General features: G+C 34.3%; 13 protein-coding genes. 8 read left to right on the top strand and 5 right to left on the bottom strand.

The window, feature by feature from the left end; all coding sequences use genetic code 11:
- Positions 1 to 114: 114 nt before the first annotated feature.
- The 5 genes from RCG19_RS06195 to RCG19_RS06175 all read right to left on the bottom strand — a co-directional run bounded on the left by RCG19_RS06195 (position 115) and on the right by RCG19_RS06175 (position 7,279).
- Entirely contained in the window at positions 115 to 1,161 is a 1,047-nt protein-coding gene (locus tag RCG19_RS06195) for a DUF1015 family protein (protein WP_308110090.1), read from the bottom strand.
- Positions 1,162 to 1,188: 27 nt separating this feature from the next.
- The gene (locus RCG19_RS06190; RefSeq protein WP_308110089.1) at positions 1,189 to 3,045 is read right to left on the bottom strand and encodes an aminotransferase class I/II-fold pyridoxal phosphate-dependent enzyme; all 1,857 of its coding nucleotides are present in this window, start codon (positions 3,043 to 3,045) and stop codon (positions 1,189 to 1,191) included.
- A gap of 326 nt (positions 3,046 to 3,371) precedes the next feature.
- Positions 3,372 to 4,634, bottom strand: coding sequence for an ethanolamine utilization protein EutH (eutH, locus tag RCG19_RS06185; RefSeq protein WP_308110088.1), 1,263 nt, complete (start codon positions 4,632 to 4,634; stop codon positions 3,372 to 3,374).
- 44 nt (positions 4,635 to 4,678) lie between these two features.
- Positions 4,679 to 6,289 carry an NTP transferase domain-containing protein gene (locus RCG19_RS06180; RefSeq protein ID WP_308110087.1) on the bottom strand — a complete coding sequence of 537 codons (1,611 nt, stop codon included), beginning with the start codon at positions 6,287 to 6,289 and terminating at the stop codon, positions 4,679 to 4,681.
- A 15-nt stretch (positions 6,290 to 6,304) separates the two neighbouring features.
- On the bottom strand, positions 6,305 to 7,279 hold the full coding sequence (locus tag RCG19_RS06175) for a winged helix-turn-helix transcriptional regulator (protein ID WP_308110086.1): 975 nt from the start codon (positions 7,277 to 7,279) through the stop codon (positions 6,305 to 6,307).
- Between the two features lie 334 nt (positions 7,280 to 7,613).
- On the opposite strand from RCG19_RS06175, the gene RCG19_RS06170 reads away from it, so the two are divergent.
- The 8 genes from RCG19_RS06170 to murJ all read left to right on the top strand — a co-directional run bounded on the left by RCG19_RS06170 (position 7,614) and on the right by murJ (position 17,605).
- Positions 7,614 to 8,588, top strand: coding sequence for a glycosyltransferase family 2 protein (locus RCG19_RS06170; protein ID WP_308110084.1), 975 nt, complete (start codon positions 7,614 to 7,616; stop codon positions 8,586 to 8,588).
- Positions 8,589 to 8,605: 17 nt separating this feature from the next.
- Positions 8,606 to 9,385: an NAD-dependent epimerase/dehydratase family protein gene (locus tag RCG19_RS06165; protein ID WP_308110083.1), complete on the top strand. Its 780-nt coding sequence runs from the start codon at positions 8,606 to 8,608 to the stop codon at positions 9,383 to 9,385.
- Positions 9,382 to 10,194, top strand: a complete 813-nt coding sequence (locus RCG19_RS06160; RefSeq protein ID WP_308110082.1) for a sugar phosphate isomerase/epimerase family protein — start codon at positions 9,382 to 9,384, stop codon at positions 10,192 to 10,194. The genes RCG19_RS06165 and RCG19_RS06160 overlap by 4 nt, the downstream gene beginning before the upstream one ends.
- 26 nt (positions 10,195 to 10,220) lie before the next feature.
- Positions 10,221 to 11,045, top strand: a complete 825-nt coding sequence (locus RCG19_RS06155) for a glycosyltransferase family 2 protein (RefSeq protein WP_308110081.1) — start codon at positions 10,221 to 10,223, stop codon at positions 11,043 to 11,045.
- Complete coding sequence (locus RCG19_RS06150; RefSeq protein WP_308110080.1) at positions 11,038 to 12,183, top strand: FAD-dependent oxidoreductase; 1,146 nt, start codon at positions 11,038 to 11,040, stop codon at positions 12,181 to 12,183. Before RCG19_RS06155 ends, RCG19_RS06150 begins: the two co-directional genes overlap by 8 nt.
- On the top strand, positions 12,180 to 12,596 hold the full coding sequence (locus tag RCG19_RS06145; RefSeq protein ID WP_308110079.1) for a GtrA family protein: 417 nt from the start codon (positions 12,180 to 12,182) through the stop codon (positions 12,594 to 12,596). The genes RCG19_RS06150 and RCG19_RS06145 overlap by 4 nt, the downstream gene beginning before the upstream one ends.
- 69 nt (positions 12,597 to 12,665) lie before the next feature.
- Positions 12,666 to 16,049, top strand: a complete 3,384-nt coding sequence (locus RCG19_RS06140; RefSeq protein WP_308110078.1) for a hypothetical protein — start codon at positions 12,666 to 12,668, stop codon at positions 16,047 to 16,049.
- Between the two features lie 26 nt (positions 16,050 to 16,075).
- The gene (gene murJ / locus RCG19_RS06135) at positions 16,076 to 17,605 is read left to right on the top strand and encodes a murein biosynthesis integral membrane protein MurJ (protein WP_308110077.1); all 1,530 of its coding nucleotides are present in this window, start codon (positions 16,076 to 16,078) and stop codon (positions 17,603 to 17,605) included.
- Positions 17,606 to 17,632 lie beyond the last annotated feature (27 nt).

The following is a 17,632-nucleotide window of genomic DNA, read 5'->3' as shown; positions in this document are numbered from 1 at the left end:
AGTAGGTGATTATTTTTATGAGGAGTCAAAGGAACTGAATATAAGAAAAAACCGACCCACTCTTCTCAAAAAAGGAGAGTGGGTCGATTTTTTCTTATTGGACCGTTCGTGAAATTATTTATACTGCTTAAAAATTAAAAACGATGGAAACTTTGGTGAAAACCATGTTGATTTTGGCGGCATGATGCAATTGTTATCAGCGCATTCCACAAATTCCTCATTGTCCACTGGGTAAGTTTCAATTAAAACATCATTTTTCATTGCATCTTGTTTATACTTGATAAATTCTGAATCAGAAAGATATCTTAAGCTGTTAGTATCAAAGATACGGAAAGCTTGGGAAATGATTTGCGTATTTAACCGGTAAATATCATTATTCCAAAAGGCATCAGAATTCAGGTCGATGAGATTGACTACAAATTTTTCCTCATCATATTCAATCCGAATTTTCCCTTTTGAAAGTGGTGTATCTTCCGGCATAATCTCAAATTTTTTAAAAATAAACTCCTTGGCCTTTTCGAATAATTGGGCATCGACATGTGGAATTACCCGATGGATGGGCAAAATATCCAAATAGTCGAAACTGATTAAGCAGGACAGAACGGAATTCTTAAAGCTAGCCAGCGAAGTTGTATATAATCGGTGATGCCCATCAGCCACATACAAATTTTCTTCATCTGAAAATTCCTCTATAATTTTCCTCGCTTCTTCCCCGCAAAATACAAATATTTCTATCCCATCCAGCACAAAGTTCTCAGTAAATTTCAGCTCATGAATATAAGATTCATAGTCCACCCTTTTCCCATGCCCAAGCAGAATAGGAGCAGCCTCACAGTTATACCCGTGGAGGTTACTGAGCATTCCTTGAACAATATCAGGTATGACCAATTCATGGCACTTGATTCTGCCGCTGTGATACTCCGTAATCGGGACATCACAGATCATGCCATAGATATTCTCATATTTAAATACATATACTGCATCATTAAAATTCATAATGGGCTGGATATTTAATAATTCCTTTTCCTTTTCATTAAGAAAAAGAGTGCTTTCATCAAGGGCAATTCTATTATCTTTAATATTAGTTAAATTAATGAATTCAGAATCATATAATTTACCACTCACATTAAGATATGATTTTTCAAGTAACTTAATTTCCATATTTTCCACCTACATTGAATGCTGATTTTATTCGACTAGCATCTCGGCTGGTTTAGATTCAACAATATCTTCAGAACCCAATATTACCTTTAAGGCATTCACCATTTTTTCGTTTTCCTCAGGTCGTTTAACGGCGATCCGAATATATTCTCCATCGAATCCGTTCTTTTGCGATAAATCCTTTATGAATAAATTATTCTTAGCAAGAAGCACTTCCGTTAGCCCCTTGGCTGTATGGGACCCAAGAACTTCACACATGACATAGTTTGCCTGTGACGGGATAACGCGTAGGTTTTGAACACTTGCAAGATCCTTCACATATTTCCTTCTGACCTCTTTAAACCTTCTCATCGCCGTTTCATAGTCACTCTTATACTTTTCAAAAATTTGCATATAAAATTCTCCGAAGGAATTGATATTCCAAATAGCAACATCCTTCTTTATAAAGTCAATAAGCTCCTGGTCATGTGCAGCAAGTACTCCTAGGCGAAGTCCCGGTACGCCATAAGATTTTGAAATACTCTTTATGACAATAAGTTTTGGATAGCTGTTTAATACAGTCCCATCTAATAGAGTCGCTGCTTCCTCATCCGCGAAATCCACAAAAGACTCATCGACAATAAACGTAATTCCCTTATTTTCAGCCCATCTAGCAAGGTGCAGGACATCCGCTTTTTCAATATAGTTCCCGGATGGATTATCCGGATTGATCAACAGCAGAACCGATATGTCCTTATCCTCATAAAAATCAATTAAGTCAGAAGCTGTATAAGAATAATTGTTGTTAGTAGGATAAAACGGAACAACATCTTCCGGGCGCTTACGGTTTGGATACTCCTCAAACGTCGGATTAGCCATGCCTATTTTACCTGGAAGCCTTTCCATTAATGATTTAATAAGCTCTGCCGCACCATTCCCGACAACCACATGTTCCTTTTTTAATCCGAAATATTTTGCAGCCAACAAACTGTTGACACCCATTCCTGACGGGTAATCGATCACTAAGCGATCAAAATTAGCTTTGATTTCATCGAGTAATCTTGGTGATGGATAGAAGGGATTAACCAGATAGCAAAAGTCTATCAAACCCGGATATCTCCAGTAACCGCCATACCTACTCGAGATTTTTTTCAGCTTGTCTTCAGCAGAAGTAGTGAAAATGGATTCGGCAATGTCAAGATCCTGGACATCATCTATTTCATACCAAGACTCATCGCCAAGGATACTTGCTTTAATTTCAGGTTTATCTAATAAGGTGATAACCTTTAGCACCTGTTCATAATACTCGTTATTCCCAAGCGCTTTACTATAGGCTTCTAGGAAAGGTACATAATGGGTGGTAGAAAATTCTTTGCTAAACTTATAGATATTGACTGTTTTATAATAGTTTTGAATATCCTCATAGTTAAAATCCTTTTTACCTAAAAAGTTTTTTATATTGTTATCCCCATCAAGCGTAACAACCGTACCATCCATCCAACTTTCGTATTTCGCAACAAGAGCAAGACTAGGATACGGATCTTCCACAATTTTGTTTAAAACCGCATCTTCAAAAATCAAGTCTGATTCGAGTAATAGTGTATCTTCCTTTAGTAGGTAATCCTTGGCCAAAAATAGTGAATAGATATTGTTTGATTTATCATATATATCATTGTGGACATAGTCGATCGGTGTTTCTATATGTAAAGTAGAAATAAAATCGATTAATTCATCACCTTTGTAACCTACAACAATGACAATCTTGGACAAATGTAAGCGATCAAGTTGTTTGAGTGTTCTTTCAATCATCGTTACTTCGTTAACTTTCACCATGCACTTTGTATTATTATTCGTTAACTCTTTAAGCCTTTTCCCCATTCCGGCTGCTAAAATTATGGATTGCATCTTCTTCATCCCTTTTTAAAAGTATAGTAGCTTTTACTTATAACCATTTAGATTTTAAGTTATATTATATATATCATTTTAGTTGTTCATATTTTGAACAATATTATCATAACAATCGGCCCATTAATTGTAAATAGTTATCTTAATTAAATCTCTATTAAATATATAAAGTAATATCCTCTGGTTAACAATGGAATGGGTTATCTTTCCATTCGATTTTTGAACAATAAATTTCCTGTAGAGAAAAATCGTAAAACAAAAAAGGAAGTGGAGGGAAACGATCGTTTTCCTCCACTTCCTTTTAAAGGCTAAATAGAAGTTTAACTTTATAATGCCTTCTTATATTTGGATGGCACCTTTTTAAGGTATTCTTCTTTGCCAATTACTCCATTTTCACGATCAATTTTTTCAAGCTCTAAAGCTTTAGGAACGGAAATCCAATAGGCAAGGATAATCGCAATGATGCCGCCGCTAAGTTTTCCAACCATAACAGGCAAGATCATATTTGGTTGAAAATTTGCTGTAAAGGCTAAATGATCACCAATCAGAAAAGCAGAAGTAACGGAAAAAGAAATGCAGATGACCTTATCCTTTGGTCTCATGTGTTTAATCAGATTAAACATGGCTAAAATATTTGCTGCTGCTGCTAGTATGCCGGCGCTGCCCTCAGGGCTTAAGCCGATTTTACCGCCAATTATTTCAAGCGGTTTCGCCAAATACTTCCGAATCATATAGACCATCGGGAAAGCACCCGCAAGCATAATGCCAATATATCCGGCCACCTCCAGGGCACGGAACTGATCTTTCGAATCGGCAATAATCGGGTCAAAACCCCAAGCACCTAATGTTTTACTGAAGATACCTGTAAAATACTCTACTATAGAAAATACTAGGACAAGTTTTATTCCGATATCCATTAACCTGCCGAACCACATAAATCCCTTTATCATTTTGTCGGGTATTAAACGCAGACCTAAGGCAATCAAAATAACTACGATTATGAGTGGTAATAAGTTCAATAATAAAGTACCTAATTCAGGGTTAAAGATGTGCGTTGATGCTGAATTTGTCGATACTTCCCCCCGGACTTTCGTGCTAGTTACTTTCATCATGATGCTACTGATAAAAACTCCAAGCGGAACACTAAGGATACCTGACATCACGCCTAGTGCCATATATTTATGATCACGTTTTTCGAGCATTGTTAAACCAACAGGGATGCTGAAAACGATGGTAGCACCTGCCATAAACCCGATGATCATCGCCATAATCCAACTGTCTCTTGACCCGGCAAGTACATCGGCAAGTTGATACCCGCCCATATCGACAGCAATGAACGTGGTTGCAGCGATTGCCGGGTCCGCGCCAATGGCACCGAAAGCCGGTCCAAACACCTTACTGATAAATTGTGACAGATATGGAACGGATGCCATAATACCGGCAACCGGTACAAATATTGGGCCAATAGAATATAGTCCTTGGATGAATTCTTTTCCGATGCCGTCCTCATCATTGCGGATCGCTGCTATGGCTCCAATTACTGCTGAAGCCATTATAATATAAATGACGATATTTCCGATAATACCCATTTTACCACCACACATTTCTTTGTATTTTTAGCAAAAACTATCTTTTATTGTGATAAAGCAGTCGTCTTCATGTATTTCGACAAATTCGCTTTCCCTCTGTTATAGCGGTCAAGTGTATAATCAGCAAGGTAAGGGTCTCCCATTGCGACTTTCGCGGCACTCCAAATACTCCAATACATATCCTGCATTATTTTGTGGATTTCTATTTTCCTTCTTTCTTGTTCGGTAGGATTATTACCAAAATACTTTTTAAAGAATAATTCCTCTTCATCCTCTGTATAGCTGCACTCAAGCGAAACCGCGGCAACATCATATAAATTGTCATAATTTCCGCTGTATTCCCAATCAATTAAATAAAGCTTGTCTTCCCCGCTCTTAATGAAATTTTCCGGAAGGGCATCAAGGTGACCCGGTACATTCACAATCCCCAGATGGTTTAGCTCCTCTTTTAAAGGCATAAATATTTCTTTCAAATCCAAGTAATCATCATATAACATGCCATTCGCTTCTAATAGAACTCTCTCATAGTATTCCGTCCCCACAAAAGGATCAAAATCCTCTTGGAATTTTTCTCCGCTCGTGTGAAGAGTTTTTAGCACGTTTGCAATTAGTTCCATATTGTCTTCTCGTTTTGCTGTAGTGGGATTTAATGTTTCAGCGTTTTCGATAAAATCGACAATTTTTAAGCCTGTAAATTCATTAAAATAAATGGATCGGCTATCAAGCCCAACCTTGTAGGCAATCGATGAATTAATCTTTTCGTTCAGTCTGTCAATTATTTTTTCCGTACCTGTTCCAGGAACTCTTGCAACATACTCATTGTCGTTGATTTTTACCTTATAGTTGTTATTGGTTAAGCCGCCCAATTTTTCGATATTTCGTATAAATTGGGGCTGTATATCTAATGCTTCAGAGAGTAACTCTTGGACATACTTTTTCCTTACTTCCATTTCTTTTCGCTTAAGTTTTGGGTAAACCATATATTTTAGATTGTTGTAGTGTTCAACAGTATCAATTTCGCTCCACACTAAATCGTCCACTTTTTCATAGCCAATATTGTGTTTATTGATAATATTTAAAAGAGCATATTCATAATAGAAATATGGATTTTTGTTATACTTGAAGTCCTCAATCATTTGCCGATAGGCTTCTAATGAAATTTTCGAAAGTCCAATGAACTCACCGTCAATTTTATTTAGTTGGTGGATATCCTTAGAAATTCGGTGAAGATAATCGTTTCTAATTTCAACTAAGGCTTCGTCACCTGAACCTGATTCACTGGTGAGCAACATACAGTTCCTGTTCGGATGATTCAACAGATAGGTAATGGCTCTTTCCTCAAAAACCATGTCACTTTCAATTAAGAGAAAATCACCATCAATATAGTCCGCTGCAAGTGCAAGGGAATTCATTGTACCTGTCCACTTGTATTTATCACAATAAACTAAATTGACGTTTCTCTTTTTAGCAAGTTCTTCGTAGAATTCCTTTTTATAACCGGTTGTAATGGTAATTTGATCAATACCGTTTGCGTTTAAAATGGTAATGATTCTTTCAATAATGGTACTTTCCTCTAATTCTAAAAAGCCAACAGGAATTGAAAAAGATTTTCGTTCACCTGCAGCTAAAATCACTGCCTGTTTAACTTGACTCAAGTGGGTCAGCCTCCTTTAGTCTTTTTCCTTCTTTAGTAACATCGGATAGATATAATTAAGTAAATTTTTATAATGCCATTTTGTATCAATTTCAGTCCAAATTAAATCCGTTAGCTTAGTATATCCAATGCTAAATGTCCTAGCGACGTCTAGTAAGGCATATTCATAGTTAAAATATGGATTCTGATTCGTACTGAATTCTTCGAGCATTTTTTCGTAAATATCTTTGGAGATTTTCGAAACCCCGATTACTTCACCATCTATTTTGTTAAATTGATGGCGATCTTTCGACATTTTAAAAATAAAACCATCTCTTATTTCAACAAAAACCTCGTCTTCTGAGCCACTTTCGTTTGTAATAAGCAAGCAATTGCGATTTTTGTTTTCGATTAGTTCTACTAGGGCTTTTTTTTCAAAAATGATGTCACTTTCAATGAGGATAAAATCATCTTTGATAAATTCCTGTGCTAAAGCTAGTGAATTCATAGTACCGGTCCATCGATAATTCTTATTTTTTATTAGTCGAAGTTTTTTATGTCGCTTTGCGAGGTCTTCATAATATTGACTTTCGTATCCAGTAATAATAACGATATCTTGAATACCACATTCATAAAGTAATGTAATAGTTCGCTCAACAATCGTATGCTCTCCAAGGTTTAGAAATCCAACAGGCTTTTTAAAATCGAGGCGTTCACCAGCAGCTAATATCACTGCTTGATTTATGTGACCGTGGTCATCGGTTGGGAAAACAATCTTCCTATTAAGACTTCCTTTAATATAATTCTCTAAAAACAATACACCTTTTTCACTAACAAGGTAGTGTTGAGTATTTGCTGTTTTCTTTACGGAGATAAATCCATCCTTAACAAGCTGTTTTATTATTGAATTAATCGTGCCGACAGAGACATTTGCTTGAGAAGCAATCTCACGTTGACTAAAACTGCTGTTTTTATTGAGAATCCCAAGAATTTTAAACTCTCTTTCTAACAAAAAATCACAACCCTAAAGATGAAATCAAATCTAAATAAATATTATCTGTGTTCAAGTTTTGAACACAGATAAATCTTAATACAAATCCTAAAATTGTCAAGATGTTTTATGGAATATTGATAACAATTAATCGATTCCTGTTTAATTTAGAGGGATATTGAATTATAATGAGTTTTGGTGAAATTTTACTGGAGAGAATTTAAAGCTTCCGGCTTTAGAAAATTATATATGGAAAGGGAATTATCCATAGCCTGACTAATTTGGGTGTTTTCATTAAATAATATGGTTAATCACATTTTTATTTTTATACAAAAGTTTGGGGAGGGATATCCTAATGAAGAAAGATGGTTTTATTGTCTCAGTCGTTACAATTGTAAATAACAGTCAGGATATTATTGAATCTTATATTGAAGAGACATCTGCAATTCTGTCTAGTCGTTATTCAAATTATGAAATGGTTTTAGTGGATAATGGATCAAGTGATTGTTCGAGTACGAAAATTAAAGAACTGCAGAATAAATTCCAAAATATTAGACTTGTAGCTCTTTCAAAGGAATATGATGAAGAAATTGCCCGGACAGCGGCACTTGATAATTCTATTGGTGATTATGTTGTTTTAATGGATATGAATTTTGATCCTCCAACACTTATTCCAAATATGATAGAAAAAGCTGGGACTGAATACGATCTTGTCATCGGTGAAAGAAACAATCGAGACAATGATACCTTATTTGAGGGGCTTTCAGCAAAAATGTTCTACAGCATTAGTAAAAAGTTAACAGGCTATAATATTAATCCGAATTATTCTGATTTTGTTTGTTTTAGTAGAAAAATGGTAAATTCCTTAATACAAATTCGTGATCGTGGCAGATACTTAAAATATTTAAATTTGGAAGTCGGGTTTAAACAAACATCAATTAAATATGACAGAATTAAAAGAACAACCAATGGACATAAACGCAATTTTGTTAATAAAGTAGGATTCGCGCTAGAGGTAATTGTTACAAATTCGGATAAGCTTTTAAGATGGTCTGCCCTAGTTGGTTTTTTTATTAGCTTTATAAACCTTGTTTACATGGTATATATTTTTGGCGTTGCAATATTTAAAAAGGATGTTGCACCTGGATGGGTTTCAAGCTCCCTTGTAAATACGACCATGTTTTTTTTCCTGTTTTTATTGTTATCAATTATTAGTGTATTTGTCTCTTCTGTATTAAAAGAAACTAAGAAGGGTTCGCTTTATTATGTTTCAGAGGAAACAAACAGTTCTGTTATATATAAAAACATTGATAAGAAAAATATAGTGTAGGGGGGAGATTAACCAATATGAGAGGATTAATTGGTTACACGGGTTTTGTTGGAAGCAATCTTCTAAACAAACTGAAATTTGATCGATTATACAATTCCAAAAATATAAGTGAAATAAAAGGCGAAAGTTTTGAACTTTTAATATGCGCCGGTGCTCCTGCTGTAAAATGGAAGGCAAATAAGTTTCCGGATGAGGACTTATCGAATATCCAGTTTCTCATTAACAATTTAGAAGAAGTAACATGTAAAGAATTCGTCTTAATATCAACAGTGGACGTTTATAAAAAACCTACTAAAGTTTATGAGAGTACTAAAATAGATGTTGACAGCCTAGAACCATACGGTAGACATCGCCTCCTATTGGAAAGGTTTGTACGTCAGCATTTTCCTAAAGTTAGGATTATCCGATTACCTGGATTATTTGGTCAGGGTTTAAAGAAAAATATTATCTATGATTTTATCCACAATAATTGCGTTGAAATGATAAACAGTGAAAATATTTTTCAATTTTATAACTTAGACCGATTAAGCCGTGATTTGGATATTGTTATGAAAAACAATGTCTCTTTAATTAATTTTGCAACTGAACCTATGAGCGTTAAAGAAGTAGCAAAATATGCTTTAAATCTAGAGTTTACCCAAACAGTTGGTAATAGTCCTGTTTCTTATGATATGAGAACGGAGCACGCTAGCCTATTTAATCAAAAGACAGATTACATTGCTAGTAAGGAAGAAGTTTTAGATGATATTCGAAAATTTGTTCAAAATGAAATAATATCAAAGGAGATAAAACAATGAACTTGTCTATTTCCAACTTAGCATGGAAATACAAGGAGGATGAAGCAGTTAAAGATATACTCCATGAATTGTCAGTTAGAGCCATTGAAGTTGCACCAACTAAAATTTGGGAAAACCCTTTTCAAGCAACTGAAAAGGCTGTAAATCAATATCGTGAATATTGGAATTCTAATGGTGTGAGAATTGCTGCGCTTCAATCTCTTTTATTTGGAAGGCCGGATTTGGTTATATTTTCAGATAAACAAAAAAGAATGGAAACTATTGAATATCTAGGTAAAATTATTGAAATAGGATTTGAGCTAGGCGCAAAGGCTTTTGTTTTTGGATCACCGAAGAATCGCCTTGTTGGTGGAATGAATCGTACGCAAGCGATGGATATTGCGATTGATTTCTTTCATCATTTAGGTGAAAAAGCAAATCAGTTCAATACAGTATTCTGTATTGAACCCAATCCTAAAGACTATGGATGTGACTTTATAACTAATACTGAAGAAGGTATTGAACTAGTAAAAGAAGTGAATCATGCAGGATTTGGTCTTCATTTAGATGCTGGTGGAATGACTCTTGGCAAAGAAAATATTGAAGCTTCAGTTGAAAAAGCAGCCCAATACCTTACCCATTTTCATATTAGCGAGCCTCATTTAAATATGATTCAACAAGGTCAAGTGAATCATAAGCTTTTTGCAAAAGTACTAAAAGAAATTCATTATGAGGGATATATTTCAATAGAAATGAAGCCGGGTTTAAATGATTCAGACTTGATAACCGTTAGAAAAAGCTTGGAAATTGTCCAGGACATTTATTTATAATGTAAGGAATTAATGGAGGAATATTAGTGGAACAATATTGGCAAGTACCAAAAGCCGAATGTCATGAGCTAAAACCGCGGGAAACAAAGTACTGTGTGATTATTCCGGTTATTAATGAAGGTGAGAGAATAAAGCAGCAACTTTTACGAATGAAAACTTTAACAGGGGTTATTGATCTAATTCTAGCTGATGGTGGAAGTTCAGATGGTTCAACAGATCTTTTATATTTAAAATCTGTTGGAGTCAGAGCCCTTCTAGTTAAAAAAGACAAGGGAAAATTAAGTGCGCAATTACGAATGGGATTTGCATACGCCCTTGAACAGGGGTATAAAGGAATCATTACTGTTGATGGTAATAATAAAGATGGTGTGGAAGCTATTCCAAATTTTATAAAAGAGCTAGATGCGGGTTTTGATTTTGTACAAGGTTCTAGATATGTTCCTGGAGGAAAAGCAATTAACACACCAAAAGTACGTGATTTTGCTATTAAAATTATCCATGCTCCTATCATAAGTTTGGTTGCGAAGGAAAGATTTACTGATACAACAAATGGATTTAGGGCATTTAGCAGTAAATATTTATTAGATCCACGTGTACAGCCATTTCGTGACATATTTGATACCTATGAAATTTTAGCATATTTGTCTGTTAGGGCTTCACAGTTAGGTTTAAAAACCAAAGAAATTCCTGTGATTAGAAAATATCCGGATGATGGAAAGGTCCCAACAAAAATAAGTGGAATAAAAGGTAATATTTCTTTGATGAAAATCCTGGCCAAGCTAATGTTGAAAAATTACAATCCTAAAAATGATACGATTCACGGTAAAAAAGGGAGTCATTCAAATGCCTAACCAAAATGAATATGACGTTGTGATAATAGGCGGAGGGTTTTATGGGTGTTCATTGGCTTTACAAATGAAAAATTACTTTTCAAAAGTTGTAGTTCTGGAAAAAGAAACAGATTTAATGCAACGAGCTTCTTTGATTAATCAAGCAAGGGTACATAATGGGTACCATTATCCAAGAAATATTATTACTGCCTACCGTTCATTTATCAATTTTCCCCGGTTCATAGAGGAATTTAAAAGCTGTATAGTAAATGATTTTACTAAGTTGTATGTGATTGCTAACGGATCAAAAGTGAATGCCTTTCAATTTAATGAGATGTATCAGGGAATAGGTGCACCAATTGAGATAGCCGAACAAAAGTACCAGAAATTATTTAATAAAGAATTAGTTGAAGAGGTATTTTTAGTAAAGGAATTTGCGTTTGACGCTGTCGTTTTGAAAAAAATTATGAAGCAAAGATTGGAAGATGCGGGGATTCCTGTTTTTTATAACTCCGAGGTTACTCGAGTGAATAAGCATGATTCAACTGACCTCATCCAGATAGAATTGAAAGAGAGTGAACAAATCCAAGCAAAATTCGTATTTAATTGCACGTACTCACAAATTAATAAGTTACTAAAGGATTCTAATCTTCCATTACTTCCAATGAAAGAAGAACTAACTGAAATGGCATTAATTCAGATGCCTAAGGAATTAGAAGGTGTTGGTATTACTGTAATGGATGGCCCTTTTTTTTCGACGATGCCATATCCATCTAAAAATTTACACACACTTAGCCATGTACGTTATACGCCACACTTTAGTTGGATTGATCGAGAGTCTTTTATGGATGGACATAATTATTTGAGTGAGCATAAAATTCATTCAAATTATTTATATATGTTAAAAGATGCACAGCGTTTTATTCCTGCTATAAAAGAAGCTAAATATATAGAATCCATTTATGAAATTAAAACAGTTTTATTACAGAATGAAGAGGATGACGGTCGGCCAATCTTGTATAGAAAAAACTATGGTTTTGAAGGTTTTTATAATATCATGGGTGGGAAAATTGATAATATATACGATATTTTAGAAAGTATTCAAGAAGATCGTGCAATATTAACTAAGAAGGAATTTGCAGGGTGGAGCGGGAGATGATTCACAAATTAATTCGCCATTTCTTTAAAAAGTCATTTCTAATTTATGGATTGGTAGGAGCTTTTGTAACGATTGTGCAAATTGGATTTTTATATTTGTTTCGTGATTACTTTCATATAAGTGATTATATTAGTCTGACCACTGCCTATATTATTGCTTTAATCCTACATTATTTTTTAAATAAGCATTTGACTTTTTTAATAAAAGATAAAAAGGTATTTAACAAGATGTCACTTCGTTATATGTTTGTTGTAATCCTATCTTACGGTATTTATGTTGCGAACATGTTTTTATTAAATAAGATAGTTGGCATAAATTTCTCAATTGCACTGGTAATTACGTTGGGTGTAAATTATATCGTCAATTATTTTCTTTATGAAAATATTGTTTTTAAACATGAAAAAAATATATAACTGATTAATATCCTTCTTCATTAATAGGTGTGAATCTGTTTATTTCGTTAAAAAGTTTTGGAGGTTGCTATGTTTAAGGATTTTAAATTGCAAAAGAGTATGAGCATCGGGGAATTAATGACAGCACTTTTCCTTTCCTTGATAATGGCTGACTCCCTTTTCAAAGCAAAGGGGAGGTTTTTACTTCATACTTTTGATGGAAGAGTAATTTCAGAAGCATCTATTGCTGGAATCGATATTGCCTCTAGGACATCGATATTTTATCAAGTAGTTGTTATAGGTACGATAAGTTTCCTATTTGGTCTTTTCCTCCAAATTATGATTCGAACGGCTTCAAAGAAATTGTTGAGGGCCAGTGCAAGTGGTTCTGTTTTTATTTTTGAAACACACTTTTTTCATACTTTATCTCTTTTTGGAGTTATTACCTTTGTATTTAAATTGTTTGGTGTCGAGTCTAAAACGACGATAAATCTAATTTTATATTTACAGCTTATCATTTTCTGCATCCTAATTTTGAAATTATTTGCCACTAAATTCGAATGGACTAGAATTTCACAATTTCTTTCAGAAAAGTATTTTGGAATCTGGTTATTTCTGCAGCCCTTTGTTATTACGTTTTATTCTGAATACTTTGGTAAGGGTTTCTTTGAATATCAAACTGGAAATTTGTCTGTAAATTACTTTTTTGGATTTGTTATTAACTTTCTGTTTATATTCGTGGTATTTTCATTGGTAGTTAGGAAAAATAAATTGGATATAAAACAGGCTATGGGATTAATCAGTATTAGCAGTTTCCCTATCTTTATTAGCCCTCTTTATTTACCTTTAGCAAATGAAATGTACCTAATCCTGAATCAAAATGAAGTATTTATATTTTCACCTCACAAAATATTATTTATTTTAATTGTCATTTCCATTTTAGGAGCAGGTATTATCTATTTAATTGGTAAGCGAAAAGCAGCTATTGCTCCATTAAAGTCAGTCTTGAGTAACTTTTATTACCCAATGCTATTGGTCATGCTGACAGCAATTTTGTTTCAACCGCCTAAAACAATAGGGCCGCCGATTGAATTATTTGAATCAGGTAATCCTGGAGTTGCTGTGGACCAGTTTTTTAAATATGGAAAAATCCCTATTTTAGAGACTTTTAACGCCCATGCTTTATCAGAGTTAGTTGCACCATTCTTGTACTCAATAATTAATGGCTATCAAGGCTGGGAAAGCTTCCTTTATAATACAGTATTTGATAAGACAATATATTTTCTAATAGGCTACTTTTTTCTAAGAAAATTAATTTCAAGTGAGCTTGCACTACTTACACTTGGATTCTTTCCATTAACAATTTTATCATCTCAGTTGCTGCCGGAATATTATATTATGGGAATCATAGCGGTATTTGCTTTGCATAAATTAATGAAGAAGCCAAGTTTTAACAATTATCTACTATTTTTCTTTGTCTTATTTTTTACTTTTCTTTGGAGATTTGATATTGGGGCTTCCGCTATTCCAGCGGCTGTCATTTCCTTAGTTCTATATTTTACTTTATATAAAAAAAGGTGGCATATTAAAGAGGCTATCTTAGCCGGAGTGTGTACAGGGGGACTATTGGTTCTTGCTTTTATCCTCCTCGCAATCAGTAAAGATGTGCCCATCATATTTAGGTCAAAAGAGCTTTTATCTGTGGTTTCTTCTAATCAAATTTGGGGATTTAGCACATTGGGTGATAACCATAAATTAAATTATTCTTTATTTTACATTATTACTCCATCACTATCAGTATTGCTTTTTTGCTATTTAATTGTAAGAACAAAGTGGGTTGAAAAAATACATCCTATTATGTTTACATCAATTAGCTTTTTATTATTATTTACTTTGTTTAATTTCCCGCGTGGATTAGTCAGACATTCGCTAGTAGAAAATACTGCATTATTTATTTTAGGTTTTACAGCAATTCCGTTAGCCTATCTTCCATATTTGATTAAGAGCAAAGGGTTAGCCTTTCATCATTTTATTAAGTTTTCAGCCATTGGAATTGCTTATTCATTTGTAATTCTAGGCACAATGTACGGTACGAAAATTGAGGACCAATCATTAATAGGAAAAACAATGGATCGTTTTATTACATTCAGTGATTATATAGCTGAAGACAAAAAAGTAAATCGATATCCTGAACCAGAGGAATATAAAATTCGTACTTATGGGGCCCTAAAAGGTCTTTTTGATTTAACAATGGAACCTCATGAAACCTTTATTGATTTTAGTAACGCTCCTTTTTTATATGTTCATACCAATAGAGAAACACCAATGTATATTAATCAAACGCCTGCTTTTCTTTCTGATGAAATTTCACAGAATTCATTTTTGAAAGAGATTCAAGCGTATTCGGTTCCATTCGTCGTATTTGCTGCTCAACGGGGATTTCTAGGGATAGATGGTGTCCCGAATCATATCCGCTCATACCGTGTTTCAGAGTATATTTTTAATCGGTATACACCATTTGTAACTCTTAATGGGTTTGATGTATGGGTTAGTAAAGACAAAAAGTCAACAATTGAAAACAAGATAAAGCATTTATCTCAAAAGATTAATGAACTTTCTCTTTATCAGCCTGACAACAATAATTCAAAAGAATGGGAAGCTTTCGATATTAAGAATATAAAGGAAACGGATAAAGGGACTACATTTGATACTGGAAATAATGATCCTCAGATTCAAGGAATTTTCGATATTACGGGGTTAGAAAATTATCAGTTGAAAGACGATAGCAAATATGAACTAGAGATTAAGTATAGCACTAAAAAGGTGGGGGTTATTCAGATTTACTACCTTCTGAATGGTACTTATTCTGATGAAGATAGTTCTACCATTAAAATAAATGGTCCAATATCTTACGCAACCACAAAGGTAGAAATTCCTTATTTAGGTCTATTGAAGAATATGCGTATTGACCCGCCTGATAATGATAGGTTTGTTATCCATTCAATTAAATTGATAGAGAAGCCGAATCAATATAAAAAGATTACTAAATCTTATAATGAAATGACGAATGTGGGCTGGGTTCCTTATTTGTGGGGTGAGAAGGATACTTTGCATGCGAAGGATTTGTCACCTGTTCAGGTAGATCTATCCAAAAGGGGGCTGCAAACATCTCATGAAACTGAAACATTTCAAATTAATAAATCTTTTGACAGGAAACAGGGAAATTACGTTCATTTAAAATTAAAATCTCGCCAGATTGGTGATGATTTTGAAGCTGAATTGAAATATGGAGAAGATCCTCATACTGATTCAAGCGGCTATTTATTTAAAATTAAAGCAGATGGAGAATATCATGATTATTTAATCCGAGTAAGCAGTCAATATAATTGGTATTTAAGTTTAGTGAAATATGCATCCATCACTTCCCATCAAGCTATAGAAATTAAAAAGGTAGAAATTCTTAAAGGGGATTAATTTTTCATCATAAAGGATTAATTATAATGTCAAAATTACGCTTTTCAGTTATTTTGTTTTTTTTATCTACAGTACTTTTGAAATTTTCAAGTATGTTCCGTGATTTAGTGATATCTGCCTTATATGGGGATTCGTATAAAGCGGATGCATACTTTGCATCCATGACTATCCCCAATGCCGTTATTCTTTTTATGTTAACGGGGATGAAGGATGCCTTTCTCCCCAGCTATTATTCTTTTGAGAAACAAGGGAAGGGTTTTTCCCATTTAACGAATATAGTAAAAGGTACATTTGTATTCGCAGTTATTGTTGCCATTGCGGGAACGATTGCCTCGCCATTCTTAGTGAGATGGTTATATCCTGAATTTAGCAAATATGCAGATGGCTCTAGTATTGCAGTTTGGACAATTGCTTTATATTTCATTTCTATTGTTCTTGTAGGAGTAAATGCGGTATACGAAGGATATTTTGACTCACAACGGAAGTTTTCCTTTTCAACCTTTTCACAAACGATTGTCGTATTAACGACGCTAGTATTTGCCTTACAATTTCATCGCTCCATGGGTATTTATTCTGTTCCATTTGGCTATTTTATCGGGACAGTATTTTCATTTTTACTCAAAGTAGTTGTCCTATCACCTAAGAAAATGATTGACTGGTCCCAGAAACCTGAATGGAAGGAAATAAACGCCTTCTATCGAATCTTTTGGCCGGTTGGTGTGACGATTGCGGTTGGGCAGATCAATTTAACAGTAAATATGCTCTATGCCTCAAGAATGGGGGAAGGAGTGGTCTCGAATCTGAATTATGCATTCAGACTTGTTACGATTCCTCAAGCATTATTTGGTGTAACGATTGCGACCATTATTTATCCTTTTTTGGCTAAATCCATTTCAACTGGGGATAAGCAATTATTTAATCGGGGGATCGAAAAAGGACTTACCAATATGTTCTTGCTCATTGCTCCCTCAGTAGCTGGGATGATGATTCTTATTGAACCGCTTGTTAGGATTGTTTACGAGCGGGGTGCATTTACTGAATTGACGACGTCATTAACAAGCCACTACGCCTTATTTTATATGGGGTCTGTATTGTTTTATAGTATCCAAGCAGTGGTGGCAAAGGGATTTTATACATTAGGGGAGGGCAGCTATTTCATGCGGATTGGCTTGTTTTCCATTGTATTGAACATCATCTCTAATTTTATTTTTGCTAAATGGATTGGCCCTTCCGGACTGGCTTTATCGGCTTCCATTGTTGGAATGATTTATTCCATTTCGACTTTTACTACCTTAAATAAGATTTCAGGGGGCTTTCATCTAAAGCACCTTGCTAGTGAATATGGAAAAATACTTGCGGCTACAGCAGTCATGTCTGCCGGTTTGCTTCTATTAAAGACAATCAAGTATTTTGGAAATAGTCATGATTGGACACTTCTAGCCATCGTGATTCCTTTAGGAGCATTGCTGTATTTCACGGTTTTAAGACTGTGTAAATCCAGTACACTATCAGAATTGTTACAGAATGAAAAGTTATCATTTGTTAAGAAGAAATAGGTAAGTGAAGTTGCCCATTAACTATTC

The organism is Neobacillus sp. OS1-2, assembly GCF_030915505.1.
In the GTDB taxonomy this organism is placed as follows: domain Bacteria; phylum Bacillota; class Bacilli; order Bacillales; family Cytobacillaceae; genus Neobacillus.
Note: the sequence above shows the minus strand (reverse complement) of the source record. Positions and strands in the feature narration are given on the sequence as shown.

What these genes read in the sequence shown, in the direction of transcription:
- RCG19_RS06145 (WP_308110079.1), top strand. Translation starts at nt 12,180, where the DNA reads ATGATTCACAAATTAATTCGCCATTTCTTTAAAAAGTCATTTCTAATT.
- eutH (WP_308110088.1), bottom strand. Translation starts at nt 4,634, where the DNA reads ATGGGTATTATCGGAAATATCGTCATTTATATTATAATGGCTTCAGCA.
- RCG19_RS06190 (WP_308110089.1), bottom strand. Translation starts at nt 3,045, where the DNA reads ATGCAATCCATAATTTTAGCAGCCGGAATGGGGAAAAGGCTTAAAGAG.
- RCG19_RS06140 (WP_308110078.1), top strand. Translation starts at nt 12,666, where the DNA reads ATGTTTAAGGATTTTAAATTGCAAAAGAGTATGAGCATCGGGGAATTA.
- RCG19_RS06160 (WP_308110082.1), top strand. Translation starts at nt 9,382, where the DNA reads ATGAACTTGTCTATTTCCAACTTAGCATGGAAATACAAGGAGGATGAA.
- RCG19_RS06195 (WP_308110090.1), bottom strand. Translation starts at nt 1,161, where the DNA reads ATGGAAATTAAGTTACTTGAAAAATCATATCTTAATGTGAGTGGTAAA.
- murJ (WP_308110077.1), top strand. Translation starts at nt 16,076, where the DNA reads ATGTCAAAATTACGCTTTTCAGTTATTTTGTTTTTTTTATCTACAGTA.
- RCG19_RS06165 (WP_308110083.1), top strand. Translation starts at nt 8,606, where the DNA reads ATGAGAGGATTAATTGGTTACACGGGTTTTGTTGGAAGCAATCTTCTA.
- RCG19_RS06150 (WP_308110080.1), top strand. Translation starts at nt 11,038, where the DNA reads ATGCCTAACCAAAATGAATATGACGTTGTGATAATAGGCGGAGGGTTT.
- RCG19_RS06170 (WP_308110084.1), top strand. Translation starts at nt 7,614, where the DNA reads ATGAAGAAAGATGGTTTTATTGTCTCAGTCGTTACAATTGTAAATAAC.